Source organism: Musicola keenii (assembly GCF_014855505.1).
Taxonomy (GTDB): domain Bacteria; phylum Pseudomonadota; class Gammaproteobacteria; order Enterobacterales; family Enterobacteriaceae; genus Musicola; species Musicola paradisiaca.
The window spans coordinates 81,195-103,872 of the sequence record NZ_JAAWVW010000008.1; the positions used below are offsets into that span (position 1 = coordinate 81,195).

The window sequence follows — 22,678 nt, forward strand, 5'->3', positions numbered from 1 at the left end:
ACGGCCCCCGCACAAAGTATGCGGGAGCGGGAAGACTCGGAAGTTTAGAGGTCTGTCACCAGAATTTTTGAACGGCGCTGGTAGTTGTACAATTCCTGTTTGCGGCGGGGCAGCACAGCGATCTCCGCAGGCAGGAAACCTCTTTCCTGGAACCAGTGAATGCTGTGCGTGGTGAGCACGAACAGACGTTTTAGCCCCTGCTGGCGGGCCTGTGCGGCGATATGGTGCAGCAGTTGGTCGCCGCGTGATGAGCTGCGGTATTCCGGGTGCACGGCTACACAGGCCATCTCGCCGATGCTTTCCTCGACAAAAGGATAAAGCGCCGCGCAGGCGATCGTCAGGTTGTCCCGCACGATGACGGTGAACTTGTCGATCTCCATCTCCAACTGCTCGCGAGAGCGACGCACCAGAATACCTTGTTGTTCCAGCGGACGAATCAGCTCCAGAATGCCGCCGATGTCATTGATGGTGGCCCGGCGAGTTTGTTCGGCGCTCTGCATAACGATTTGGGTGCCGATGCCGTCGCGGGAGAACAGTTCCTGCAACAGGGCGCCGTCTTCCAGATAGCTGATCAGGTGGCTGCGTTGGACGCCGCTACGGCAGGCTTTGACCGCGCCGCGCAGGAAACGCACGATCTCCGAATTATAGTCGCCGGACTCTTCCAAAGACTGAATGCGCTGCTGAGCCGCTTCCGGCAACATTTCTGAAATGATATTGCCGTCGTCATTGGTGACGCCCTGAGTGGAGCAGAAGCCGATCATCTTCTCGGCTTTGAGTTTAATGGCTAGCTGCGTGGCGACTTCTTCGGAGGTCAGGTTGAAGCTTTCTCCCGTCACGGAGACGGCGACAGGCCCCAGTAGCACAATCGCGCCGCTGTCCAACTGACGGTGGATGGCCTCTTCGTCAATCCGACGGATACGGCCGCTATGGCAGTAATCGACGCCATCGTCCACGCCCAGCGGTTGTGCAATGATAAAATTACCGCTGACCACATTGATGTGCGCACCCTGAAGCGGCGTGTTGGTCAGGCTCATCGACAAACGGGCGGTGATGTCCAACTGCAACGTGCCGGCGGCCTGTTTGACCAGCTCCAGCGTGGCACTGTCGGTAACACGAGTATGTTTGTGGTAATAGGGTTCGTAGTTATGGGCCGTCAGATTGGCGTCAATCTGGGGACGGGCACCGTAGACCACCACCAATTTGATTCCCAGGCTGTGCAGCAGCCCGATATCATTGACGATATTGGCAAAATTTTCATGTTCGATGGCCTCTCCACCCAGCATGATCACGAAAGTTTTACCGCGATGCGCGTTGATATAGGGAACTGAGTGGCGGAAGCCTTGAACCAGTTCTGTACTACGTTCCTTCACTGCGAGCCCTCTTGAATTTTTATTCGATATTTCCGTATTTTTATTCTTCATTGGTGAAAAGGCAAGTGATAACTTTCCTGAATGGTTGCTTGTGCGGTGCGACGCTCTAACGCCGTTATAAAGGGTGACAGTGATTTTTTCATGACAGTCAGAGACTGATTGGTTAAAGTTTTTGGCGCCCTAGCCTGACGGCGCGCTTCCCCACGTGGTAATGACTGTTACCGCCATGCTGCCCGGCGTGAAACAATGATGGAGCGTGTCGGATGGTTTTGCCGTTTCATAGCAAGTAAACCGGAGTGACATGTTCGATCCAAAAACGCCTCTGAGTCGCCGACGTCTTTTGCAGGGAGCTGCGGCTACCTGGCTGCTAAGCATCAGCGGGGCTGGTATGGCTGCGGTGCCCCAGATTATCGCTGTCCGTGTCTGGCCCTCTTCCGCCTATACCCGAGTGACGCTGGAATCCAGCCATCCGCTCAAATACCGGCAATTCTTGCTGGACAATCCCGATCGATTGGTCGTCGATATCGAAAACGCATCGCTGAACAGTGTATTGAAAAACGCCAACCGGCAGTTTGCGCCTGACGATCCCTTTATCAAAACCGCGCGGGCGGGGCAGTTTGACCAGAATACCGTTCGGCTGGTGCTGGAGTTACGGCAGAAAATCAATCCGAGCCTGTTTACGCTGGCACCGGTGGCGGGTTTTCGCAATCGTCTGGTAATGGATCTGTATCCGGTTGTCGGCCGTTACGATAACGCGGAGGATCCGTTGTTGGCGCTGCTCGAGGATTACAACCGGGGAGAGCTTGAACGCTCGTTGCCGCCCGAGTCGCCGATAAAAGAGAGCGGCGCCAGGCGTGGGCGTCCGCTGGTAGTCATGCTGGATCCTGGACATGGTGGTGAAGATCCCGGTGCCATCGGGCGCCAGCGGACGCGGGAAAAGGATGTAGTATTGCAGATTGCTCGTCGTTTGAAGGCCATGATCGATCGGGAGCCGACGATGAAAGCCTATATGACGCGCAATGAAGATGTGTTTATTCCGTTGAAGGTGCGTGTTGCCAAGGCGCGCAGGCAGCAGGCCGATTTATTCATCTCTATTCACGCCGATGCGTTTACCAGCCCGGCCGCGCGTGGTTCATCGGTATTCGCGTTGTCAAAAAAAGGCGCGACCAGTTCGGCCGCGCGTTTTCTAGCGCAGACTCAAAACGAGTCGGATCTGATCGGCGGGGTCAGCATGAGCGGCGATCGTTATCTTGATCACACGATGTTCGACATGGTGCAGACCCTGACTATCAGCGACAGCCTCAAGTTCGGCAAAGAGATCCTGAGCAGGCTGGGGAAAATCAATTATCTGCATAAAAATAAGGTAGATCAGGCTGGGTTTGCGGTACTGAAGGCACCGGACATTCCATCGATTCTGGTGGAAACGGCGTTTATCAGTAATCTTGATGAGGAACGTAAGTTGCGTACCAGTCGTTTCCAACAGCAGATTGCACAATCCTTGCTGGAAGGCATCAAAGCGTATTTTGCGGCGTTAAAAAGATAGAGACCCAGGCACCGGCGATGGAATTAAGAACGTGGGGCGCGTTTTCAACGACGTTCATGTTGACTTGCCGGGAACGCTCCAAGATGTACGCATAGAAAGCGTCGGCAACATGCTCACTGCGTTCGGATGGGGTTGCCGGGAGGATACCCTAAAAACCAAAAAACACCCGTTAGGGTGTTCTTGTTTGGTTGCGGGGGCCGGATTTGAACCGACGACCTTCGGGTTATGAGCCCGACGAGCTACCAGGCTGCTCCACCCCGCGTCCGTAGCGTCTTTCTGACAAATTGCTTCTTTTTTCAATTGGTTGCGGGGGCCGGATTTGAACCGACGACCTTCGGGTTATGAGCCCGACGAGCTACCAGGCTGCTCCACCCCGCGTCCGTGGATGCGCACTATACTCCCCGTGAGCGGTGATGCAACCTCTTTTTGCAAATAGTTTGTTATTTTGTTTGGTTGTGGTGAATTTATCGCCGCAAGGATGTTTTTTTGCACGGATTGATTCTGCTTTTGACCCTGATGCGTTTAATTCACCAGGGGGGTTTGTTATCGTTCCCTCCGTTATTTCGCTATTGATGGTCAGAGAGAGTAAGAACGCAGATGAAAGGATGGTGGAGAAAATATGTGTTGACCGGCGTGGTAATCGTGGTACTGGCGGGATGTCAGTCGCGGCCCACCGATCGCGGGCAGCAGTATAAAGATGGGCATCTGAACCAGCCGCTGGCGCTGGTTAACGAGCCGAACGCCAATGGCAAACCGGTTAATGCCGGTGATTTTACCCATCAGATCAGCCAAATTCAGAGTGCCTCTCCCAGCCTTTATTATCGCAATAGCGACACGTTTCAGGCCATTCGTAACTGGGTTCAGGCGGGCGGCGATACGCGCGAATTGTCGCGATTCGGTCTGAATGCCTGGCAGATGGAGGGTGTCGATAACTTCGGTAACGTGCAATTTACCGGCTATTACACGCCGGTGGTGCAGGCGCGTCATTATCGTCAGGGCGAATTTCGTTATCCGCTTTATGCTATGCCGAGAACGTCGCGTAATCATCGACTGCCCGATCGCGCTGCGATTTATTCCGGTGCCTTGAGTGACAACCTGGCGATTGCCTGGACCAATTCGCTGATGGATAACTTCATGATGGAAGTGCAAGGCAGCGGTTATGTCGATTTTGGCGATGGCAGCCCATTGACGTTCTTCGGTTATGCCGGTAAGAACGGTCATGCCTATCGCAGCATCGGCAAAGTATTGATCGACCGGGGCGAAGTGCCGAAAGAAGAGATGTCCATGCAGGCTATTCGCCAGTGGGCGGAACGGCACTCGGAAACGGAAGTGCGTGGGTTGCTGGAGCAGAACCCGTCGTTTGTGTTTTTCAAACCCATGGCATCTATGCCGGTAAAGGGGGCGAGTGCCGTACCGCTGGTGGCTAAGGCGTCGGTGGCATCCGATCGATCGCTGATCCCGGCGGGTACGACGCTGTTGGCGGAGGTGCCGCTGCTGGATAATCAGGGTAAATTCACCGGTCAGTATGAGATGCGGTTGATGGTTGCGCTGGATGTCGGTGGCGCCATCAAGGGGCAGCATTTTGATATTTATCAAGGGATTGGGCCAGAGGCCGGCCATGCGGCAGGGTACTATAACCACTATGGTCGGGTTTGGGTGCTGCGTAATGCGCAGGCGCAAAGCGGGATGTTGTTCAGCGCCAATGCCGGAGAGGTACTATCCCCACAAAGCAATTGATGAATATGCATCAGGCGCTGGATATGCCCGCGCCTGTTAATCGTCGGATTATGTATATCTGTCCGGGCGTATTCTCGCCATGTGGAAAGCATCAACGTAACGACCGTCACGAAACGCATAGTCTTTGGATTCCCCTTCAACGATAAAGCCGAATTTTTTGTATAGCGCTTGCGCCGGCAGATTGTCGCAATAAACCGTCAGTTCGATACGACGAATATTCAGCCAGTTATCGGTCAGGTTCACCAGTGCGGCCAGTAACGCGCTGCCGATGCCCCGGCCTTGATAGTCGTCTCTGACGCCCATGCCGAGAGTGCCGACATGGCGTCGACGCGGGTTGCTAAAGATTTCGAAACCCAAATTGCCGACCAGTTCTCCGTCGGATTCCGCGACAAACGCATATATGTTGTCTGGGAGCTTGCCAAGACGGGCTTCCCATTGGGTTGGCGAGGGATATGGCAATTGCAGCGTTCCGGAATAGGCGTGAATGCCGCTATAGATACGAGCAACGGCGGCGGCATCCTGGGCTTCCGCCCTTCTGATGATTATTTCTTTCATGGCTTCCCCGGCGATGAAATAACGGAATGATCAGAATAACAAGTTAACGTGAAGTGTCAGCCGATACTTTTGATCATCGGGATGCAAGGTAGTGAAAATCCTCTGGGTGAATGGTATAGACTGGTTTTTTCGCCTGAGAAGCCTTGGGCACGGTAAAACGGCGCGGCATTCAAGGATGCGTCGAGCCGGACTTCCCTCAGCCCTGCGGTGCGGGCCAGCGTTTCCAAATGATGCAGCACTTGTTTGCCGACGCCTTTTCCCATCACCTCCGGTTCGACGAATAGGGCATCAATCATGCCGGTATAAAGGTTGATCATGCCGGTGGCTACGACGACGCCTGTGATTTCAGCAACGTAAAAATGGTGAGTAACAATATTGGCAAATCCTTCGCTAAGCGGGCCGTCTGTCCAGCGTTGCAGTTGTTCCGCAGAATAATCATTGCGGCAGCCGTGCCGGATAGCGCGATTGCGGATATCAAATGCTGCCGGCGCATCATCCCGGCGTGCTTTTCTTATCGTAATAGCTTGGTGCTTCATCGCTGCTCCGGTCTGTGAATTATTTCAAACTGAGCGCATTGCCTAAGGCTATCGCCGTTGACCAGATTTTGCGCATGCCCCTCGGCAAATGCGTTGACGTTCTCGAATGCGGTTCTGAAGTACAATTCGTAGCTGTTTTGTTCCACGTACCCGATATGCGGAGTCGCCAATACGTTCGGTAGCGACAGCAGCGGTTCGACGTCGGGGGTGGCCGGCTCATAGTCGAAAACATCCAGCGCCGCCATCCGGCCGGGGTGTTCTTGCAGTATGCGTAACAGTACGCCGGATTCGATGAGTTCAGCCCGGCTGGTATTGACGAACAGCGAATCCGGTTTCATTAGCGCCAAATCTTCATAAGCCACGCAGTGGCGGGTGGCTGCGTTCAGACGTAGGTGTAATGACAGTATGTCCGCCTGCCTGAAAAAATCGGCCTTATTCTCGGTGGTCAACAACCCGTGTTGTTTAGCCAGAGCCCTTGAGGATTCACTACCCCATATGATTACTTTCATCCCGAAGGCTTGAGCGTAACGAGCGATGCGCTGCCCTATTTTACCGTACCCCCAAATGCCGAGTGTCAGGCCCTCCAGCGAGCGCCCCAGCTGATGCCCGCCATTTTGTTGCCATCGCGCGGTGGCCAATTGGGAAACATACTGCGGCAGACGGCGCGACGCGGCCATGATCAGCGCCCAGCACAATTCAGCCGGTGCCACCGGTGAGCCGGTACCTTCCGCGACCGCGACGCCATAACTTGAACACAGGTCGATATCCAGATGGTTGCTTATCTTCCCGGTCTGGCTGATCAGCGCCAGCCTGGGAAGACGGGACAGCAGTTCATCGGTAATGCGGGTTCTTTCCCGAATCAGAACCAGCGCATCGACATCACGCAGTTTATCCGCCAGGGCGGCGGGATCAGCATAACTCTGGTTCAATATGTGTACGTGATGGCCGCTCAGCAGCGAGAAGCAGGAGAGATGCCGAACGGTATCCTGATAGTCATCGAGTATGGCGATGTTCATGTGTGTTCTCTTGCGGCAGCGGAGTCGTCCGGTGTGCGGGTCATGATGAATTCCTGTGCGCCTTCCGAGGTAATACGAAAGCCGAGTCGTTCATAGAGCTTTCTGGCCGGATTGCTTTTCAGCACGCTCAGCACCACGGGATGGTGATGCTTGGCAGCACGGGCGATAACATCGCTAATCAGCATGCCGCCGATGCCCCGATGCTGATAGTCGGGGTGAACCTGAATTTGCAACAGATACCAGTGTTGTTGCTCTGCAATGAAGCGGTATTTGAACAGCCCTGCGCGTTGACTGTCTACCATGATGATATTGGCGTGTGCAAACTCATGGCGGATGCGTTGCAGGAAGGTTTCCTTATCGGTTGGCGCGCCGACATCTTCCAGGTAGCGCTTCATCGTCAATGTTCTCAGATGAAGCAGATAGTTGATGTCGGACTCGGTGGCCGGCAGCAGCTCAAGGTGCATAATCTTCTCCGTTAACAATGACCATTTACGTTGCCACAGCGCCGATTGTGTCGCAATTATTCGCTGAAGATAAAGGTGTATCGCCGCATCGTGTTATGAAATGCGAGCATGATTCCCGATACGGCAATTTTCTCTGCAATTTTTAGCGGCTGGGGTATCATCGCTGCCGTTTGTGACCGAGTGAAGGTGGTGTATGAGTACGCAATTATCCGAAAGCTATCTGCAACGTTTTGGCGGAACGGCGAGGCTGTATGGTCAAAAGGCGCTGGCGTTGTTCGCCGATTCCCATGTTTGTGTGATTGGCATCGGTGGCGTGGGGTCTTGGGCGGCGGAAGCATTAGCCCGAACCGGCATTGGCGCGATTACCCTGATCGATATGGATGATGTGTGTGTAAGTAATACCAACCGGCAAATCCATGCTCTGCGTCAGCATACCGGCCAGCCGAAGACGGAAGTGATGGCCGAACGTATTCTGGCGATTAATCCGGAGTGCCGGGTGACGTGTGTGGATGATTTTATTACCGCCGATAACGTTCAGACGTTGCTCGATCAGCATTTCAGTTATGTTATTGATGCCATTGATAGCGTGCGTCCGAAAGCGGCACTGTTGGCCTGGTGTCGTCGCAACAAGGTGCCGGTAGTGACGACAGGCGGCGCTGGCGGGCAGATCGACCCTACCCGGATTGACGTCGCCGACCTGGCCAAAACCATTCAGGATCCCCTGGCCGCCAAGCTGCGCGAGCGACTGAAACATGACTTTAACATCGTGAAGAACAGCAAGGGCAAACTGGGTATTGACTGCGTGTTTTCCAGCGAGCCGCTGGTTTACCCGCAGCCGGACGGTTCGGTTTGCGCATCCCGCAGTACGGCCGACGGCGTCAAACGGATGGATTGCGCCGCTGGTTTTGGCGCCGCCACTATGGTGACCGCGACGTTTGGTTTTGTCGCGGTGTCCCACGCGCTGAAAAAAATGATGGCGAAGGCACAACGGCAGGCGTTATCGGAGACCGGCGTTGCCTGAAATTGGCGTTGTTCTGCCGATATGTAGCCGCAATTGGGCTTAACGAACCGTATAATCAGGTGAGAAATCGGCGGTTGAGAGTTGAGAGGATGCAATGGGGCAGCAGCGGGTAATCGCTAGCCCCACCGTTGAACGCCGCTAGTCTTCCTGGCCGGCGATATCGCGGACCCTGGCGGCCAGCGCCGCTAGCCCGCCGGCGCGGGATGCGCTGAGCTGCTGTTTCAACGCCAGGCGTTCAAACAGCGCCAGTGGGTCCATCTGGCGAAGTTCGGCAGCGGTTTTGCCCTCCACCGAGGTGAGCAGAATGGCGAGCAGGCCGCGTACGATACGGCCATCGCTGTCGCCATAAAAATGCAGCGTGCCGTCGGTACGCCGTTCGTAGCCCAGCCAGACCCTATTCTCGCAGCCTGAAAGCGCAATCTGCTCCTGCCGGTATTCATCCGCCATCGTCGGTAAGGCTTTAGCCAATAGGATAATCTGCCGGTAACGTTCTTCCCAGGAACGGCAGGCGCCAAAGCGTTCCAGCAGCGAGTTTTCGTCAACGGCAGTGCCGAATGGGTGTTGCGGGGTGTGGGTGGTCATTGGTTCAGTCCATCAGTAATTCAAGCGCTTTGCGTGTCGCAGCAACCAGCCGAGTGACATCTTCGGTGCTGTTATAAGGCGCGAAGGCGGCACGAACCGTGCCTGTAACGCCCAGTGCAGCCGTCATCGGCTGCGCGCAATGATGCCCGGCCCGCAGAGCGATACCTTCCTCTGAAAGCAGCGTCGCCAGATCGTTGTGGTGGATGCCTTCAAAGATAAAAGGCAGCAGGTTGGCGTCCGGGCTGCGGAAACTGCGAAAACCGGGCAGTTGGCTTAGCTGGCGTTCGGCATTTTCGGCCAGGGCGATGCTGTGCCGTTCTGCGCCAGGCCTGTCCTGCTGTTGCAACCAGTTAATCGCAGCCGCCAGACCGATCACACCGGCAATATGCGGCGTTCCAGCTTCAAAACGCTGTGGTGCTGTCAAGGCTTCGAACCCTTCGAAGGAGACGCTGGACATCATTTTTCCGCCGCCGTGCCACGGGGGCATTTGTTCCAGCAATTCGGATTTGCCATACAAGACGCCAATTCCGGTAGGGCCGTATAACTTGTGGCCAGAAAAAGCATAGAAATCAATATCCAGCTCGGCGACGTTCACTGCGCCATGTACTATCCCTTGCGCGCCGTCAACCATGACCACTGCCCCTGCCTGATGCGCCAGCGTGACGGCCTGGTGCAAATCAGGCATGCCGCCGGTGATGTTGGACATCTGCGTGATGGCCAGTAGTCGGGTTTTTTCCGTCAGTAAAGCGGGTAGACGGCGGATATCAGGCAGATAGCGGTCATCCAACGGCAGCTTAATCACCCTGGCGCCGGTTTGCTGCGCGATGAGCAGCCAGGGAACCAGATTGGCGTGATGCTCCGCTTCGCTGACCAGAATTTCATCTCCGGGTTGAAGGTAGGTGCGGGCATAACTTTGGGCAACCAGATTGATGGACTCCGTTGCGCCGCGCGTCCAGATAATATTGCGGCGACTCTCTGCGCCCAGAAGCCTGACGACATCATCTCGCGCCTGTTCGAAAGCATCGGAAAGCGCGCGAGCGGCATGGTGTTGGCTGCGGTGCACATTGCCGGATGGGCTGGCATAGCAATCCCGAACGGCGTCGATTACCGCAGTCGGCTTCAATGCAGTTGCCGCGCTATCAAGATAAACGCCGGGGTGCTGAAGCGCAGGAAACTGCTGGCGGAAATGGTGAAGGTTAAACGGTGTCATGGCTGTCCTCTGTTGAGGCTTCGATCCTGTCCCATTTTATCGGCTGAAACAAGTTTAGGACGATCCCTAGTCTGATTCTGCTGCGAGCAACGAAGACGTTGCTATGCTTAATAGTGAAATTTTATCTCAAAAATTTTATTTTTACTGAAATTAGCAATGGAAAGTGGAACTTTATGAAGCATAAAGTATTGACTGCTGTGGTGCTGATGGCTCCATTCCTAATCGCTGGCTGTGCCAGTAACTATGTGCTGACGACCCAGGACGGCGACGCTATTATCGCCGAAGGCAAACCCAGAGTTGACGAAGAGACCGGTATGATCGCTTTTACTGATGCCTGGGGACGTCAACAGCAGCTCAATAAAGACAATGTGAAGCAGATTGAGAGGGTGAAATAGGGTTGTCACAAACAAAAAAAGCACCGCAAATGCGGTGCTGTATAAAGACTTAAGACAGACAGGGTAAATGTACAGGAAATATAGGTAGCTAGGCTACCGCGTCTGAAATGCAGACAATAAACAAATAGCAAACACAACATCACAACCACAAGCCAAAAGCACGTCAGGCAATCATCGGTACTTTTCGTTCCGGCTCAGGGAAGTGGCGCTACTATAGGTATTTGCTGGTGCATCCTCAACGGACAATTTATAATGCCTCGGATTATAAAAACTAATGGCAAACCACGTTTGTCTCCGTCTGAAGTTGGCCCTGCTTAAAGAATCTGATGTATGTCGAAACGATTACCGCCGCTTAATGCGTTGCGTGTTTTTGATGCCGCGGCCCGGCATCTCAGCTTTACCAAAGCGGCAGAAGAGCTGTTTGTGACACAAGCTGCCGTTAGCCATCAAATCAAATCCCTGGAAGATTTTCTCGGGTTGAAGCTGTTCCGTCGACGCAATCGCTCGTTGCTGTTGACGGAAGAAGGACAAAGTTATTTTCTTGATATAAAAGAAATTTTTTCTGCTTTAAATGAGGCGACTCGCAAGTTGCAGGCTCGTAGCGCCAAAGGCGCGCTGACAGTCAGCTTGCTGCCGAGCTTCGCGATCCACTGGTTAGTGCCGCGCCTGTCGAGTTTTAATTCCGAATACCCGGGCATTGATGTGCGGATTCAGGCTGTCGATCGGGAGGAGGAGCGTTTATCGGATGATGTGGATGTGGCGATTTTCTACGGACGCGGCAACTGGCCGGGATTAAGAGTGGAAAAATTGTATGCCGAGTATCTGCTGCCGGTCTGCTCACCTTTGCTGCTGACCGGTGAACATCCGCTCAAGACACCGGCGGATCTGGCATGGCACACATTGTTGCACGATGCTTCCCGACGTGACTGGCTGGCTTATACCCGGCAGTTGGGCATTTCGCAGATTAATGTCCAGCAAGGGCCGATTTTCAGCCATAGTGCGATGGTGTTGCAGGCGGCTATTCATGGGCAAGGGGTGGCGTTGGCTAACAACGTGATGGCCCAGACTGAGATTGAAGCCGGTCGTCTGGTTTGCCCGTTCAACGATGTGCTGGTCAGCAAGAATGCGTTTTATCTGGTTTGTCATGACAGTCAGGCTGAACTGGGTAAAATAGCCGCCTTTCGCCAGTGGATTCTGGCGCGAGCGGCCGGCGAACAGGAGAAGTTTCGCTTTCGCTACGATAACGGTTCACGCTGAGCTCCCGGGCTCAGCTTCTTTTTTTAATAATGGAGCGCTTGATGAACAGTCGTTTCATGCTGATATTTGCCGCCGTCAGCGGTTTTGTGTACGTGGCGTTAGGCGCGTTCGGCACCCATGTATTGAGTAAGTCTTTGGGGGACGCCGAAATGGGCTGGCTGCATACCGGCCTGCAATATCAGGCCTTTCATTCGTTGGTGATCCTGGTGCTTTCTGTCGCCATGAGCCAACGCGCCAACGTGTGGTTTTACTGGAGTTCGGTCTCCCTGGCGTTGGGTATTGTGTTGTTCAGCGGCAGCCTGTACTGCCTGGCGTTGTCCAGCTTGAGAATGTGGGTATTTGTTACGCCGGTAGGCGGCGTCTGTTTTCTGACTGGGTGGCTTTTGCTGCTGATTGGGGCGTTTCGCCTGAAGAAGAAGGCTGAGTAGCATGAATAAAGTGATTTTGTATTGTCGGCCGGGATTTGAGAAAGAGTGCGCGGCGGAGATTACCGACAAAGCGGGGCGCCGCGATATTTATGGTTTTGTGCGGGTAAAAGATAACAGCGGTTATGTAATTTTCGAGTGTTATCAGCATGAAGACGCTGATCGTTTGGTGCGTGAATTACCTTTCCGCGATCTGATTTTTGCTCGTCAAATGATGGTGTGTGGCGAGTTGCTGCGCGATCTGCCGTCGGAAGATCGCATTACACCCATCGTAGGTATGCTGACTGGCGTGGTGGATCGCGCGGGAGAATTGCGGGTCGAGGTTCCTGATACCAATGAGTGCAAGGAACTGATGAAATTTTGCCGCAAGTTTACGGTTCCACTGCGCACCGCGCTGCGGAACGACAAGATTCTGCTGGCGCAGGAGAAACCTAACCGGCCAGTGATTCATGTACTGTTTATCGCCCCTGGTTGTTGTTACGTCGGCTACTCCTACAGCAACAACCATTCACCGTTTTACATGGGGATCCCCCGTCTGAAGTTTCCCTCCGATGCGCCAAGCCGGTCGACGCTTAAGCTGGAAGAGGCATTTCATGTGTTTATTCCAGCGGATGAGTGGGATGAGCGGCTGGCAAGTGGAATGTACTCAGTGGATCTCGGCGCTTGTCCGGGCGGATGGACCTATCAACTGGTGAAGCGCAGTATGATGGTGCATGCCGTGGATAACGGCATGATGGCGCAGAGCCTGATGGATACCGGACAGGTTATTCATCATCAGGCGGATGGTTTTCGCTTTGAGCCGCCGCGCAATAACATCTACTGGCTGGTGTGCGATATGGTGGAAAAACCGGCTAAAGTCACCAGCCGCATGGCTGACTGGTTGGTAAACGGCTGGTGCCGGGAAGCGATTTTCAATCTCAAACTGCCGATGAAAAAGCGCTATGAAGAAGTCGCGCTGAATCTGGAAAAATTGACTCAGCGTTTACTGGAGGGCGGCATTAACGCAGAGATTCACGCCAAGCAGTTGTACCATGACCGAGAAGAGGTGACGGTGCATGTGCGGCGGATTTGGAGTGCGATTCCCGGGCGTCGCGACGAACGCTGAGTGTGTGTCATTCCCCGATTGGCAACCTGAGCTGTTGCAGGTTGCCATTAAGTTCCAGGTCGATTTTTAACGTGGCGACCTGACGACAGCGATACGCCATCTCCTGTTGTTCCACCAGTTTGCGTCGCCATTTTTCAGGGATTTGTTCTAACTGCTGGTACAGCGCATCCAGTGATCCAGCTTGGTGCAGTAAGCTCGTTGCGGTTTTGGGGCCAATGCCGCTCACGCCGGGGATCTTACTGCTGCTTATCCCCGCCAGCCCCCAGTAATCCGGCAACTGCCTGGGTTCGACACCGAATTCCTGCCTGATGAAGGGCACATCCAGCCAGCGTTTCTGAAAGTAGTCGCGAATCTGAATGGTCGGCGCCAATAGTTGGCAGTAACCCTTGTCGGTGGATATGATCGTCGCCTGATGGCCCTGTGCCGCGACTTTGCTGGCCAGTGTAGCCGCCAGGTCATCTGCTTCGTTACCCGGCGAGTGCCAGCTATCGACGCCTAGCCCCAGAAAAGCGTCTTTGATTTGTGGCAGTTCCTGATGCAGATTCTCCGGCATAGACGGACGGCCTGCTTTGTAGTCTGGCAGCAGTTCATGCCGCCAACTTTGCGTGCGCTGTTCGTCGTCAAAGACTGCGACTGCGTGGGTAGGCCGGCTGTGCCGAATCAACTGTTTCAACGCATGCTGGCAAGCGGCCACACAAGGTGAGCCCTGCACGGCATGGATCCGACGGATAAGGTTAAGGGCATCAACAATCAGCAGGTGTACAGGCATAATCCGGCATTCGCAGTGAAATGGCAGCGGGAAATCACCGCTGCCGATAGGGGAAGAAATCAGGCACAGATTTCATAACAGGGAACGTATATGCTGCCCGGTAGCTTCATCCGTTGCTGAGACATGAAGCCTTGCAGTAGACGATCCATTTCTTTCATGATTTCCGCATTACCGCGCAGTTTGTAAGGGCCCAGTTTCTCAATGGCACGAATGCCCGCTTCCTTGACGTTACCTGCAACGATGCCGGAGAACGCTTTACGCAACGTCGCCGCCAACTGCTCCGAGGGTTGATCCGGATGCAGATTGAGACTTGCCATGTTTTCATGGGTCGGCTCAAACGGCAATTGCAGTTCCGGTGCGATACGCAAAGACCAGTTGAAACTGTAAGCGTCGCCGGTATGACGGCGATGCTCTTTCACCAACGGCATGGCTTTCTTCATCTGCCGCGCGACTTCCGCCGCGTCGTTGATAATGATCGAATAATAGCGGCGAGCCTGACGGCCCAGCGTGCTGACGATAAACTCATCCAGTACCCGGAAGTAATCGGCGCTTTCCTGTGGTCCGGTGAGAATGATCGGCAGTACCTGTTCGCTGTTCTCCGGATTCATCATTATCCCCAGCAGGTAGAGGAACTCCTCTGCGGTTCCCACGCCGCCAGGGAAGATGATGATGCCGTGGCCGATACGAACGAATGCCTCAAGGCGTTTCTCGATATCCGGCATAATGACCAATTCATTCACCAGTGGATTTGGTGGCTCTGCCGCAATGATCGACGGTTCGGTCATCCCGATGAAACGGCCATCCTTGTAGCGCTGCTGGGCATGCCCGACAGCGGCGCCTTTCATCGGCGCCTCCATCGCGCCCGGGCCGCAACCCGTACATATGTTCAGTTCGCGCAAACCTAACTGGCTACCGACTTTGCGGGCATAAAGGTATTCCGTTTCATTGATGGAATGCCCGCCCCAGCATACGACCATGTTAGGCTCTTCACCCACATGCAGTGCTCTGGCGTTGCGCAGAATCGAAAACACCAGATTGGTAATGTGAACAGAGTCTTCCGGATCCAGTTCCAGGTTCTGGTAGCGGCCTGAGGTGGTGATCTGCGCGTTGACGAACAGAATATCCCGCAAGACGGCGAACAGGTTGGCCTGCAATGCGCGGATGATCTCACCGTCGACGAAGGCGTCTTCCGGTGGGTTGACCAATTCAAGTTTTACGCCACGTTCGCGACGCAACACGTTGATGTCATAGTCCTCGTAGCGGGAGAGTAACTCTTTGCTGTTGTCCGTCTGACTGCCGGAGTTCAGTACGGCGAGAGAACAATTTCGAAATAATCGATAAAGATCGCTGCTGGTTGTGCTCTTTTTCAGCATATCTACTTCCAGCTGCGACAGTAAATCCATGGAACCCAACGGGCTGATATGTGTAATCATGCTACTCCCTGATAACGCAATGTGTTTCGGCCGTTGTCCAACACGAGTCGGATCGACCCCTTCACCTTAACGTGCGGCAGACCTTTTTGCCAAGGGAAGCAAAGTTCGGCCGATAAAGTTGCGCGACGCTGCGCATTTTCTCATGGTATTTGTCGACGTTGGCGGGTGTTGTCGGGATAAAATGATTTTCGTGCTCCCGAATGGGGCGATTGCTGCGGGCGGTTCCGCCTGATGAAAGGGTGCGGGTAAATTGACGAGGGACTTAATGGAACATCAGGTATCACAGGCACTGCAGGCGTTTACCCAACGTTATATCGAATTGTGGCGTCGGGAAACCGGGCATCCTCCGGCCAGCGCGGCGTTATATGGCGTTCCTTCTCCCTGCATAACGGACAACGGCGATGAGTGCGTTTTCTGGTTGCCGCAATTACCGGTCGCCACATACTGCCTTGATGGCGTGGAGCGGGCATTGGACATTAGCGTGCATCCTGACGCGCATACGTTCTTCTCCTACCAATATGCCGGTGACATGGATGCCGAGTTCGGCGATATCCGCTGTTCGTTGCTGCAAGCCTGGAACGAAGGGGATTTTATACGTATGCAGGAAAATCTTATCGGCCACCTGCTAACGCAAAAACGCCTTAAATTGTCGCCGACACTGTTTCTTGCCAGTACGGATTCAGAAATGACGCTTATCTCTCTGTGTAATATCAGCGGTGAGGTGCTGTTGGAGGAGTTCGGTACGTCTCAGCGGCAAGTGCTTGCTCCCAGCCTGACTGACTTTTTGTATAAGCTTCAGCCAATAATTATGTAATCCGGAATCGTGTTTCGCTTTTCTGTTTGTAAGAGATCTCTCACATTGTGTGTAAGCGATCTCTCATATTTAATATTAAGCTAAGGTTTAGATTTTAATTTTTTATTATTAATTAATGAATTAATGATAGTTAGCCTCTGATACGTTCTTTCAACGGGAGATTGCGCTATTTAGGTGGCTTGCCGATTCGATTCAATTAATACATCTTATTATTCAGTTTCGTAACACAGTAACGAAGTATCTCTGGTTTCATCAGGATGATGAGTGAGGTGCCTGGTTACGACCAGACTCTTTTTTCAGGATGAAATAAGGGACACCTCCAGGACGGAGAATGAGAGCCGGTTTGGGAATGCCGGTGGGGCAGGAGCCTAAAAAGGGAATGAGGTCATGGATGATCAAGAAGGATCGATTGTCAGGATGAAAGAAGGATCGTCAGCAAGGATCGCGGGTTAGGAAAACCAAAAGGAGATTTTTTTCAAGGATGAGCAGGGACGCAATTTTATAGCGGGAGTGCTGTAAAGCAGCAGACTAAAAGGGGGTACTGATTCAGTACCCCCTTTTTTCTGTTTCAGTATGTCTGAAAACATGAATAGTGCTATGCTCTGCCGCCTTTTCAGCTCGATGAGATCCCGCATGAGTAATCCCAAAATCCAGGTTCGGCAATCCCTGTTTGGTATTGAACAAGCGCTGAAAGCGAGCCTTTTATGGCAGAGTGTCCCGCCGGACGACGCGGCTTTCACCAGCATTCAACCTTTTTGTCTTGACAGTATGCAGGCGGAACAGTGGCTACAATGGGTGCTCCTGCCAAGAATGCACGCGCTGCTGGACGGTGATGCACCACTGCCTGAACGTGTCGCGATTCTGCCGTATTTCGAAGCGGCATTTGACGGCCGAACCGAAAGTATCACGCCACTGTTGGCTGAGCTGCGTCGGTTTGACGACTTGTTTACTGGGTAAGCCGATGCTGGAAATACTTTATCAGGATGACTATCTGGTCGCCGTTAATAAGCCGGCCGGATGGCTGGTGCACCGGAGCTGGCTGGATCGCAAAGAGAAAGTGGTTGTCATGCAGACCGTGCGCGATCAGATTGGTCAGCATGTGTTTACGGTTCATCGTCTCGATCGGCCTACATCGGGTGTGTTGTTGATGGCTTTGTCGCCGGAAGTGGCTCGGATGCTGGCGTTACAGTTTGAGCAGCATCAGATGGAGAAAACCTATCATGCCGTTGTGCGCGGATATGTGGCGGATGAGGGGATCATCGATTATGCCTTGACCGAGGAGCTGGATCGCATCGCGGATAAGTACGCGGATCCGAATAAAGCCCCTCAGCCTGCCGTCAGCGCTTATCGCGCATTGGCGAGAGCCGAAATGCCGGTTGCGATTGGGCGGTATGAGACCTCCCGTTACAGTCTGCTTGAACTCCACCCCAAAACTGGCCGCAAGCATCAGTTACGGCGTCATATGGCGCATATCCGCCACCCGATTATCGGCGATACCACGCACGGCGATCTGCGCCAGAATCGCGGTATGGCCACGCATTTTTCCTGTTCCAGACTGATGCTGCACGCCAGCCGTTTGTGTCTGAACCATCCGATCACCCATGTTCCTCTGGATATTTATGCCCGCTGGGATCAACGCTGGCAGGGGGTTATGTCGCAGTTTGGCTGGCAGGGCGGTATCCCTGATCTTGAAAGGGTTGAGTTTGGATCTGACTGGCGGCAGGATAGCGGGCTGACGTCAGCATAAAACGGGAGAATAGGCGTTATGGCGCGAATCGGTATTTTTGTTGGCACTGTCTACGGCAATGCGTTGCTGGTGGCGGAGGAGGCGGAGAATATTCTGCGCGAGCACGGACATGAAGTGAAAGTCTTTGAGGAGGCTGCGCTTGATGACTGGATGGCTTATCGCAATGACGTCATTCTGGTCGTGACTTCTACTACTGGGCAGGGGCAATTGCCGGAATCCCTCATTCCTCTTTATGGCGCGCTGCGCGACAAAATCGGTTATCAGCCTGAAGTCCGCTACGGCCTGATTGCACTGGGCGATAGCAGCTATGAACATTTCTGCGGCGGAGGCCGTTTGTTTGATGCTCAATTGCAGGAAATGGGCGCCAAACGTGTCGGCGAGGTGCTGGAAATTGATGCGACGGAGCACCCTGAGCCGGAGGTCATTTCTTGTCCGTGGGTAGAAAGCTGGGCATCGTTGGTGTCGTAAAATCAACAAGTGGAAGGATTCGTGTGAGGCGTGGTGTGGTGCCTCACACGGTAGTTCGATGCCGTCTCAGCGTTTGGTCAGCTTTTCCAGATCTGATTCTATTTCATTGATTTTATTAGTGACAACGTTTTCAAGATGGCGTAAATCCGCCAGGATTTTGCGTTTTAAATCCACTTCAGCCTGATCGCGCTGGCAGAGTTGATCCAGTTCATCGACGACATAACGTAGGTTGGGGCTGATCTCGTCAATTTCCTTATAACCCTGGCCATTGTTGTCTGCTGCAATGGTTTTTCGTTGGCGCGGATATTTGAATTTGACGCTTTTAGCGAAGAACTCCCCTTTGTCCTTGCGAAAGTAGATCTTAAGAATATCGTTGCTGGCTTCCTGACGAAGGCTATAGCGATCAATATCTTCCGGATTGGTAATCCCCAGACTTTTCAGATTGTCGTACATAGCACCACCTTTTTTGTTTTCGTTGGCCGTAAGCTAAATGGCTGAACGCCGTGTGGGTGTGATGGCCTGAGGCCGTAAAAAATGGCGGGTTATTACCCGCCAATTAGTTTAGTCGATGGTGCGTAATAACTCATTAATTCCCACTTTCCCGCGGGTTTTGGCGTCCACTTTCTTCACGATTACCGCGCAGTACAAGCTGTAGTTGCCATCTTTGGAGGGCAGGTTGCCGGAAACCACTACGGAGCCCGCCGGTACGCGACCGTAATGGATTTCGCCGGTCTCGCGATCGTAAATCTTGGTGCTCTGACCAATGAATACGCCCATGGAGATGACGGAACCCTCTTCTACGATCACTCCTTCCACCACTTCGGAACGTGCACCAATGAAGCAATTGTCTTCGATGATGGTCGGATTGGCTTGCAACGGTTCCAGTACGCCACCGATGCCGACCCCGCCGGAAAGATGAACGTTTTTACCAATCTGCGCGCAAGAGCCGACAGTCGCCCAGGTATCTACCATGGTGCCTTCGTCAACATAAGCGCCGATGTTGACGTAGGAGGGCATTAATACGGTATTACGAGCGATATAGGCACCCTGACGTACGCTAGCGGGAGGTACGACGCGGAACCCTTCGCGCTGGAAGCGCGCTTCGTCGTAGTCGGCGAATTTCATCGGCACTTTGTCATAGTAGCGAGTTTCCGCACCTTCCAGCAGACGGTTGTCGTTGATGCGGAAAGAGAGCAGAACCGCTTTCTTCAGCCACTGGTGAGTGACCCATTGACCGTTGATTTTTTCAGCCACACGCAGCACGCCGCTATCCAACTGGCTGATAACTTGATTGATCGCTTCTCGCGTTACGTTGTCCACACTGGTCGGAGTGATTTCTGCGCGACGTTCAAACGCGGTTTCGATGATGTTCTGTAATTGCTGCATCCTGTTTCTCTTTCGTAATTAACAAAAACAGGCCACGTCATGCATGAGTCGCAAGTTGCATCTCATACCGGGCGCGGCCAGACATTCAAGTCAGGGATCATTTATCGTTTGGGTTGAGGGCTTCTGTCAACCGTTGCTGCAGTTTGAGACGTAATTCGGGGCTTAATGCCCGTCTTTCTCCATCTGCCAGAATAAATAAGTCCTCGACTCGTTCCCCTATGGTAGAAATCCTGGCGCCATGCAGCGACAGATTGAGGTCGGCGAAGACTTCGCCTACCCGCGCCAGTAGGCCGGGCTGATCGAGCGCGATCAACTCCATGTAACTACGGCGATCGGTATGCGTCGGCAGGAAGCTGACCTCGGTCGGCACGCTGAAATGACGCAGCTTGGGGGAAGGCCTGCGAATGCGGGGGTGTTGATAGTCCCGCTGCGTCAACGCTTGCTCGATGGCATGCCGGATCATGTCATGGCGATCGGGGGCCAGCGGGCTGCCGTCTGGCTCCAGCACGATGAACGTATCCATCGCCATACCATCACGACTGGTGAAGATCTGGGCATCATGAACGCTCAGATTGCGGCGATCCAGCTCGCCGGCCACCGCAGCAAACAGATACGGGCGGTCGGGGCTCCAGATAAAGATCTCCGTGCCGCCGCGACTGGCCTGATGGCTGATCAGCACCAACGGTTTGTTGGCATCGTGTTCCAGCAGATGGCGAGCGTGCCAGGCCAACTGATTCGGCGAATGCCGTAGGAAATAGTCTGCCCGACAACGGCTCCAGATGGCATGCAGCGCCTCTTCGTTGATGTTGTCCATCCGTAGTAGCGCCATGGCCTGCAGACGGTGGTGCCGCACGCGCTCCCGTAGATCCGGGGAGTTCTGCATCCCGCGGCGCAACTGTTTTTCGGTCGCCAGATAGAGTTCGCGCAACAGGCTCTGTTTCCAGCTGTTCCACAATGTTTCGTTGGTGGCGCAAATATCCGCTACCGTCAGGTTGAGCAGGTAGCGCAAACGGGTTTCGCTTTGTACCTGTTCGGCGAATTGCTGGATGACCGCCAGATCCTGAATATCACGGCGTTGCGCGGTGACTGACATCAGCAGGTGGCAGCGCACCAGCCAGGAAACCAACTGTGTTTCACGGGAGTTGAGGCCATGCAGCGCAGCGAATTCCAGGGCGTCTTTCGCGCCCAGCTCTGAGTGATCGCCGCCCCGACCCTTGGCGATATCGTGGAACAGGGCGGCCAGCAACAGTAACTCCGGCTGCGGTAGCCGCGGATAAAGCTCAACGCACAGCGGGTGTTCCTTGCGGGTGGCTTCTTCGGAGAAGCTTTCCAGATTCAATAATACGCGGATGGTGTGCTCGTCCACGGTATAGGCATGAAACAGATCGAACTGCATCTGGCCGACAATATTTCCCCACTGCGGCATATAGGCCCACAGTACGCTGTGCGTGTGCATCGGCAACAGCGCCCGGCTGACAGCCTTAGGGTGACTCAGAATAGTCATGAATAGATTGCGTGCTTCCGGGATGGTACACAGCGGCTGTTTGAGGTGGCGACGCGCGTGGCGCAGCAAACGCAGCGTGGTGGAGTAAATACCGGTGATCTCCTGATGGCGAGCCATTAGATAGAACATACGCATAATGGATTCGGGCTTGTGCTCGAACAAGGTGGCGTCGCGTAAATCGATCAGCGTGCCTCTGAGCTGGAATTCGTCATCCAGCGGGCGCGGTTTTTCGCTGGTCTCCAGCGCCAGGATCGCCTCGTCGAACAGTTGCAGCAGCATTTGGTTCAACTCGCCCACTCGGCGGGTGACGCGATAGAAATCTTTCATCATCCGTTCGACCGGTGCGTTGCCTTCCCCCTGATATTGCAGGAGTTGAGCGACGTTTAACTGGCGATCGAACAATAGGCGGTTGTCGTAGCGGTTCAGTATCAGGTGCAGGGCGAAACGGATACGCCACAGGAAACTCTGGCACTCGTTCAGTTCGTTTCGTTCCGCTTTGGTAAGAAAACCGAAACCCACCATCTCGTTGAGCGAGGTGGCGCCGAAGTGGCGGCGAGCGACCCAGAGCAGCGTATGGATATCCCGCAGCCCGCCGGGGCTGCTTTTGATATCAGGTTCGAGATTGTAGCTGGTGCTGTGGTAACGCTGATGACGTTCCCGCTGTTCGGCGATTTTGGCGGGAAAGTACGTTTCCGAAGGCCAGAAATCGTCGCTGAATATCTGTTTCTGCAAGGAAAGGAACAGCGCCACGTCGCCACATATCATGCGGGACTCAATCAGGTTGGTGGCTACGGAAATGTCGGCGATGCCTTCCTGCAGACACTCTTCCAGTGTGCGCACGCTGTGCCCGACCTCCAGTCTAAGATCCCACAGCAGGGTGATGAAGGCGCCAATCGTTTGCGATTGGGCTTCAGTCAATTTGTGCTGACTTAACACCAGTAAGTCGATGTCCGAGAGCGGGTGCAGCTCGCCGCGTCCGTAACCACCGACGGCCACCAACGCCGTCTGTGGCACATGTTCAAAACCGTAGAATCGCCACAGGCGCTGCATCAGGTGATCGATAAACAGGGTGCGTGCGTCCACCAAGTTTTCGGCGCTGATGCCGGCCTTGAATTCGTCGGCCAGCCAGTTCTGGAACGTTTCCAGATGTTGCCTCAGTATTTGGCATTCCAGCATGTCGTCGCTGAACGTCAACGGTGAGGCGGGCGGGGGATTGATCGAACCCGTGGTGCCGGGAAGTTCATGCGAAAGGTCTCTGTCGATCATGATATACAGCTCGTTAAGATGGCCAGGAGTCGTGTGGATGTGTTTGCCGTATACGGCCGGCGGGAAGGCAGCCAG

The 22,678-nt window shown here is 54.0% G+C and carries 23 protein-coding genes and 2 tRNA genes; 11 read left to right on the plus strand and 14 right to left on the minus strand.

Annotated elements, in window-relative coordinates; genetic code table 11:
- Nucleotides 1-44 precede the first annotated feature (44 nt).
- Nucleotides 45-1,421 (minus strand): amino-acid N-acetyltransferase, encoded by a 1,377-nt coding sequence (argA, locus tag HEP82_RS10680; protein ID WP_192458068.1) that lies wholly within the window; start codon nt 1,419-1,421, stop codon nt 45-47.
- Nucleotides 1,422-1,671: 250 nt separating this feature from the next.
- On the opposite strand from argA, the gene amiC reads away from it, so the two are divergent.
- Complete coding sequence (amiC, locus tag HEP82_RS10685) at nt 1,672-2,913, plus strand: N-acetylmuramoyl-L-alanine amidase AmiC (RefSeq protein WP_192458069.1); 1,242 nt, start codon at nt 1,672-1,674, stop codon at nt 2,911-2,913.
- A gap of 185 nt (nt 2,914-3,098) precedes the next feature.
- Here amiC and HEP82_RS10690 read toward each other — a convergent pair.
- Together HEP82_RS10690 and HEP82_RS10695 are read right to left on the minus strand one after the other, a co-directional pair.
- Nucleotides 3,099-3,175: transfer RNA gene (locus HEP82_RS10690), tRNA-Met, on the minus strand.
- Between the two features lie 39 nt (nt 3,176-3,214).
- Nucleotides 3,215-3,291, minus strand: a tRNA-Met gene (locus tag HEP82_RS10695).
- Between the two features lie 219 nt (nt 3,292-3,510).
- Between HEP82_RS10695 and mltA the strand changes: the two genes are divergently transcribed.
- The gene (mltA, locus tag HEP82_RS10700; protein WP_192458070.1) at nt 3,511-4,650 is read left to right on the plus strand and encodes a murein transglycosylase A; all 1,140 of its coding nucleotides are present in this window, start codon (nt 3,511-3,513) and stop codon (nt 4,648-4,650) included.
- A 48-nt stretch (nt 4,651-4,698) separates the two neighbouring features.
- On the opposite strand, the gene HEP82_RS10705 is transcribed toward mltA, so the two are convergent.
- Genes HEP82_RS10705 through HEP82_RS10720 form a run of 4 tightly spaced genes read right to left on the minus strand, consistent with a single transcriptional unit; the run spans nt 4,699 to nt 7,221 of the window.
- A complete protein-coding gene (locus HEP82_RS10705; RefSeq protein WP_192458071.1) occupies nt 4,699-5,205 on the minus strand; it encodes a GNAT family N-acetyltransferase in 507 nt (168 codons plus the stop codon).
- A gap of 56 nt (nt 5,206-5,261) precedes the next feature.
- Complete coding sequence (locus tag HEP82_RS10710; protein ID WP_192458072.1) at nt 5,262-5,741, minus strand: GNAT family N-acetyltransferase; 480 nt, start codon at nt 5,739-5,741, stop codon at nt 5,262-5,264.
- A complete protein-coding gene (locus HEP82_RS10715; RefSeq protein ID WP_192458073.1) occupies nt 5,738-6,757 on the minus strand; it encodes a D-2-hydroxyacid dehydrogenase family protein in 1,020 nt (339 codons plus the stop codon). Before HEP82_RS10715 ends, HEP82_RS10710 begins: the two co-directional genes overlap by 4 nt.
- Complete coding sequence (locus HEP82_RS10720) at nt 6,754-7,221, minus strand: GNAT family N-acetyltransferase (RefSeq protein ID WP_192458074.1); 468 nt, start codon at nt 7,219-7,221, stop codon at nt 6,754-6,756. Before HEP82_RS10720 ends, HEP82_RS10715 begins: the two co-directional genes overlap by 4 nt.
- Before the next feature lie 193 nt (nt 7,222-7,414).
- On the opposite strand from HEP82_RS10720, the gene tcdA reads away from it, so the two are divergent.
- A complete protein-coding gene (gene tcdA / locus HEP82_RS10725) occupies nt 7,415-8,242 on the plus strand; it encodes a tRNA cyclic N6-threonylcarbamoyladenosine(37) synthase TcdA (RefSeq protein ID WP_192458075.1) in 828 nt (275 codons plus the stop codon).
- Nucleotides 8,243-8,380: 138 nt separating this feature from the next.
- On the opposite strand, the gene csdE is transcribed toward tcdA, so the two are convergent.
- Together csdE and csdA are read right to left on the minus strand one after the other, a co-directional pair.
- Nucleotides 8,381-8,824 (minus strand): cysteine desulfurase sulfur acceptor subunit CsdE, encoded by a 444-nt coding sequence (csdE, locus tag HEP82_RS10730; RefSeq protein ID WP_192458076.1) that lies wholly within the window; start codon nt 8,822-8,824, stop codon nt 8,381-8,383.
- Nucleotides 8,825-8,828: 4 nt separating this feature from the next.
- Nucleotides 8,829-10,034, minus strand: a complete 1,206-nt coding sequence (gene csdA / locus HEP82_RS10735; protein WP_192458077.1) for a cysteine desulfurase CsdA — start codon at nt 10,032-10,034, stop codon at nt 8,829-8,831.
- Nucleotides 10,035-10,207: 173 nt separating this feature from the next.
- Here csdA and HEP82_RS10740 point away from each other — a divergent pair, with 173 nt between their 5' ends.
- The 4 genes from HEP82_RS10740 to rlmM all read left to right on the plus strand — a co-directional run bounded on the left by HEP82_RS10740 (nt 10,208) and on the right by rlmM (nt 13,216).
- The gene (locus tag HEP82_RS10740) at nt 10,208-10,429 is read left to right on the plus strand and encodes a YgdI/YgdR family lipoprotein (protein WP_192458078.1); all 222 of its coding nucleotides are present in this window, start codon (nt 10,208-10,210) and stop codon (nt 10,427-10,429) included.
- A 330-nt stretch (nt 10,430-10,759) separates the two neighbouring features.
- On the plus strand, nt 10,760-11,686 hold the full coding sequence (locus HEP82_RS10745) for a transcriptional regulator GcvA (RefSeq protein ID WP_192458079.1): 927 nt from the start codon (nt 10,760-10,762) through the stop codon (nt 11,684-11,686).
- A 41-nt stretch (nt 11,687-11,727) separates the two neighbouring features.
- Complete coding sequence (locus tag HEP82_RS10750) at nt 11,728-12,114, plus strand: DUF423 domain-containing protein (protein WP_015854669.1); 387 nt, start codon at nt 11,728-11,730, stop codon at nt 12,112-12,114.
- A 1-nt stretch (nt 12,115) separates the two neighbouring features.
- A complete protein-coding gene (gene rlmM / locus HEP82_RS10755; RefSeq protein ID WP_192458080.1) occupies nt 12,116-13,216 on the plus strand; it encodes a 23S rRNA (cytidine(2498)-2'-O)-methyltransferase RlmM in 1,101 nt (366 codons plus the stop codon).
- Nucleotides 13,217-13,223: 7 nt separating this feature from the next.
- Here the strand turns inward: rlmM and xni are convergent, their stop codons facing one another.
- Nucleotides 13,224-13,985, minus strand: coding sequence for a flap endonuclease Xni (gene xni / locus HEP82_RS10760; protein ID WP_192458081.1), 762 nt, complete (start codon nt 13,983-13,985; stop codon nt 13,224-13,226).
- 59 nt (nt 13,986-14,044) lie between these two features.
- The gene (gene ppnN / locus HEP82_RS10765) at nt 14,045-15,418 is read right to left on the minus strand and encodes a nucleotide 5'-monophosphate nucleosidase PpnN (protein ID WP_192458082.1); all 1,374 of its coding nucleotides are present in this window, start codon (nt 15,416-15,418) and stop codon (nt 14,045-14,047) included.
- 265 nt (nt 15,419-15,683) lie between these two features.
- Between ppnN and syd the strand changes: the two genes are divergently transcribed.
- The 4 genes from syd to HEP82_RS10785 all read left to right on the plus strand — a co-directional run bounded on the left by syd (nt 15,684) and on the right by HEP82_RS10785 (nt 18,447).
- Entirely contained in the window at nt 15,684-16,232 is a 549-nt protein-coding gene (gene syd / locus HEP82_RS10770) for a SecY-interacting protein (protein WP_192458083.1), read from the plus strand.
- Nucleotides 16,233-16,865: 633 nt separating this feature from the next.
- On the plus strand, nt 16,866-17,189 hold the full coding sequence (locus HEP82_RS10775) for a YqcC family protein (RefSeq protein WP_192458084.1): 324 nt from the start codon (nt 16,866-16,868) through the stop codon (nt 17,187-17,189).
- 4 nt (nt 17,190-17,193) lie between these two features.
- Complete coding sequence (gene truC / locus HEP82_RS10780; protein WP_192458085.1) at nt 17,194-17,979, plus strand: tRNA pseudouridine(65) synthase TruC; 786 nt, start codon at nt 17,194-17,196, stop codon at nt 17,977-17,979.
- Between the two features lie 18 nt (nt 17,980-17,997).
- On the plus strand, nt 17,998-18,447 hold the full coding sequence (locus HEP82_RS10785) for a flavodoxin (protein WP_192458086.1): 450 nt from the start codon (nt 17,998-18,000) through the stop codon (nt 18,445-18,447).
- Between the two features lie 66 nt (nt 18,448-18,513).
- On the opposite strand, the gene HEP82_RS10790 is transcribed toward HEP82_RS10785, so the two are convergent.
- The 3 genes from HEP82_RS10790 to glnD all read right to left on the minus strand — a co-directional run bounded on the left by HEP82_RS10790 (nt 18,514) and on the right by glnD (nt 22,603).
- On the minus strand, nt 18,514-18,900 hold the full coding sequence (locus tag HEP82_RS10790; protein ID WP_192458087.1) for a DUF3461 family protein: 387 nt from the start codon (nt 18,898-18,900) through the stop codon (nt 18,514-18,516).
- A gap of 108 nt (nt 18,901-19,008) precedes the next feature.
- Nucleotides 19,009-19,833: a 2,3,4,5-tetrahydropyridine-2,6-dicarboxylate N-succinyltransferase gene (gene dapD / locus HEP82_RS10795; protein WP_192458088.1), complete on the minus strand. Its 825-nt coding sequence runs from the start codon at nt 19,831-19,833 to the stop codon at nt 19,009-19,011.
- A gap of 97 nt (nt 19,834-19,930) precedes the next feature.
- Nucleotides 19,931-22,603: a bifunctional uridylyltransferase/uridylyl-removing protein GlnD gene (gene glnD / locus HEP82_RS10800; RefSeq protein WP_192458089.1), complete on the minus strand. Its 2,673-nt coding sequence runs from the start codon at nt 22,601-22,603 to the stop codon at nt 19,931-19,933.
- Nucleotides 22,604-22,678: the final 75 nt, after the last annotated feature.

Bases quoted from the DNA above. Each gene is read 5' to 3' on its own strand.
- argA (WP_192458068.1), bottom strand. From the start codon at position 1,421: ATGAAGAATAAAAATACGGAAATATCGAATAAAAATTCAAGAGGGCTC.
- amiC (WP_192458069.1), top strand. From the start codon at position 1,672: ATGTTCGATCCAAAAACGCCTCTGAGTCGCCGACGTCTTTTGCAGGGA.
- mltA (WP_192458070.1), top strand. From the start codon at position 3,511: ATGAAAGGATGGTGGAGAAAATATGTGTTGACCGGCGTGGTAATCGTG.
- HEP82_RS10705 (WP_192458071.1), bottom strand. From the start codon at position 5,205: ATGAAAGAAATAATCATCAGAAGGGCGGAAGCCCAGGATGCCGCCGCC.
- HEP82_RS10710 (WP_192458072.1), bottom strand. From the start codon at position 5,741: ATGAAGCACCAAGCTATTACGATAAGAAAAGCACGCCGGGATGATGCG.
- HEP82_RS10715 (WP_192458073.1), bottom strand. From the start codon at position 6,757: ATGAACATCGCCATACTCGATGACTATCAGGATACCGTTCGGCATCTC.
- HEP82_RS10720 (WP_192458074.1), bottom strand. From the start codon at position 7,221: ATGCACCTTGAGCTGCTGCCGGCCACCGAGTCCGACATCAACTATCTG.
- tcdA (WP_192458075.1), top strand. From the start codon at position 7,415: ATGAGTACGCAATTATCCGAAAGCTATCTGCAACGTTTTGGCGGAACG.
- csdE (WP_192458076.1), bottom strand. From the start codon at position 8,824: ATGACCACCCACACCCCGCAACACCCATTCGGCACTGCCGTTGACGAA.
- csdA (WP_192458077.1), bottom strand. From the start codon at position 10,034: ATGACACCGTTTAACCTTCACCATTTCCGCCAGCAGTTTCCTGCGCTT.
- HEP82_RS10740 (WP_192458078.1), top strand. From the start codon at position 10,208: ATGAAGCATAAAGTATTGACTGCTGTGGTGCTGATGGCTCCATTCCTA.
- HEP82_RS10745 (WP_192458079.1), top strand. From the start codon at position 10,760: ATGTCGAAACGATTACCGCCGCTTAATGCGTTGCGTGTTTTTGATGCC.
- HEP82_RS10750 (WP_015854669.1), top strand. From the start codon at position 11,728: ATGAACAGTCGTTTCATGCTGATATTTGCCGCCGTCAGCGGTTTTGTG.
- rlmM (WP_192458080.1), top strand. From the start codon at position 12,116: ATGAATAAAGTGATTTTGTATTGTCGGCCGGGATTTGAGAAAGAGTGC.
- xni (WP_192458081.1), bottom strand. From the start codon at position 13,985: ATGCCTGTACACCTGCTGATTGTTGATGCCCTTAACCTTATCCGTCGG.
- ppnN (WP_192458082.1), bottom strand. From the start codon at position 15,418: ATGATTACACATATCAGCCCGTTGGGTTCCATGGATTTACTGTCGCAG.
- syd (WP_192458083.1), top strand. From the start codon at position 15,684: ATGGAACATCAGGTATCACAGGCACTGCAGGCGTTTACCCAACGTTAT.
- HEP82_RS10775 (WP_192458084.1), top strand. From the start codon at position 16,866: ATGAGTAATCCCAAAATCCAGGTTCGGCAATCCCTGTTTGGTATTGAA.
- truC (WP_192458085.1), top strand. From the start codon at position 17,194: ATGCTGGAAATACTTTATCAGGATGACTATCTGGTCGCCGTTAATAAG.
- HEP82_RS10785 (WP_192458086.1), top strand. From the start codon at position 17,998: ATGGCGCGAATCGGTATTTTTGTTGGCACTGTCTACGGCAATGCGTTG.
- HEP82_RS10790 (WP_192458087.1), bottom strand. From the start codon at position 18,900: ATGTACGACAATCTGAAAAGTCTGGGGATTACCAATCCGGAAGATATT.
- dapD (WP_192458088.1), bottom strand. From the start codon at position 19,833: ATGCAGCAATTACAGAACATCATCGAAACCGCGTTTGAACGTCGCGCA.
- glnD (WP_192458089.1), bottom strand. From the start codon at position 22,603: ATGATCGACAGAGACCTTTCGCATGAACTTCCCGGCACCACGGGTTCG.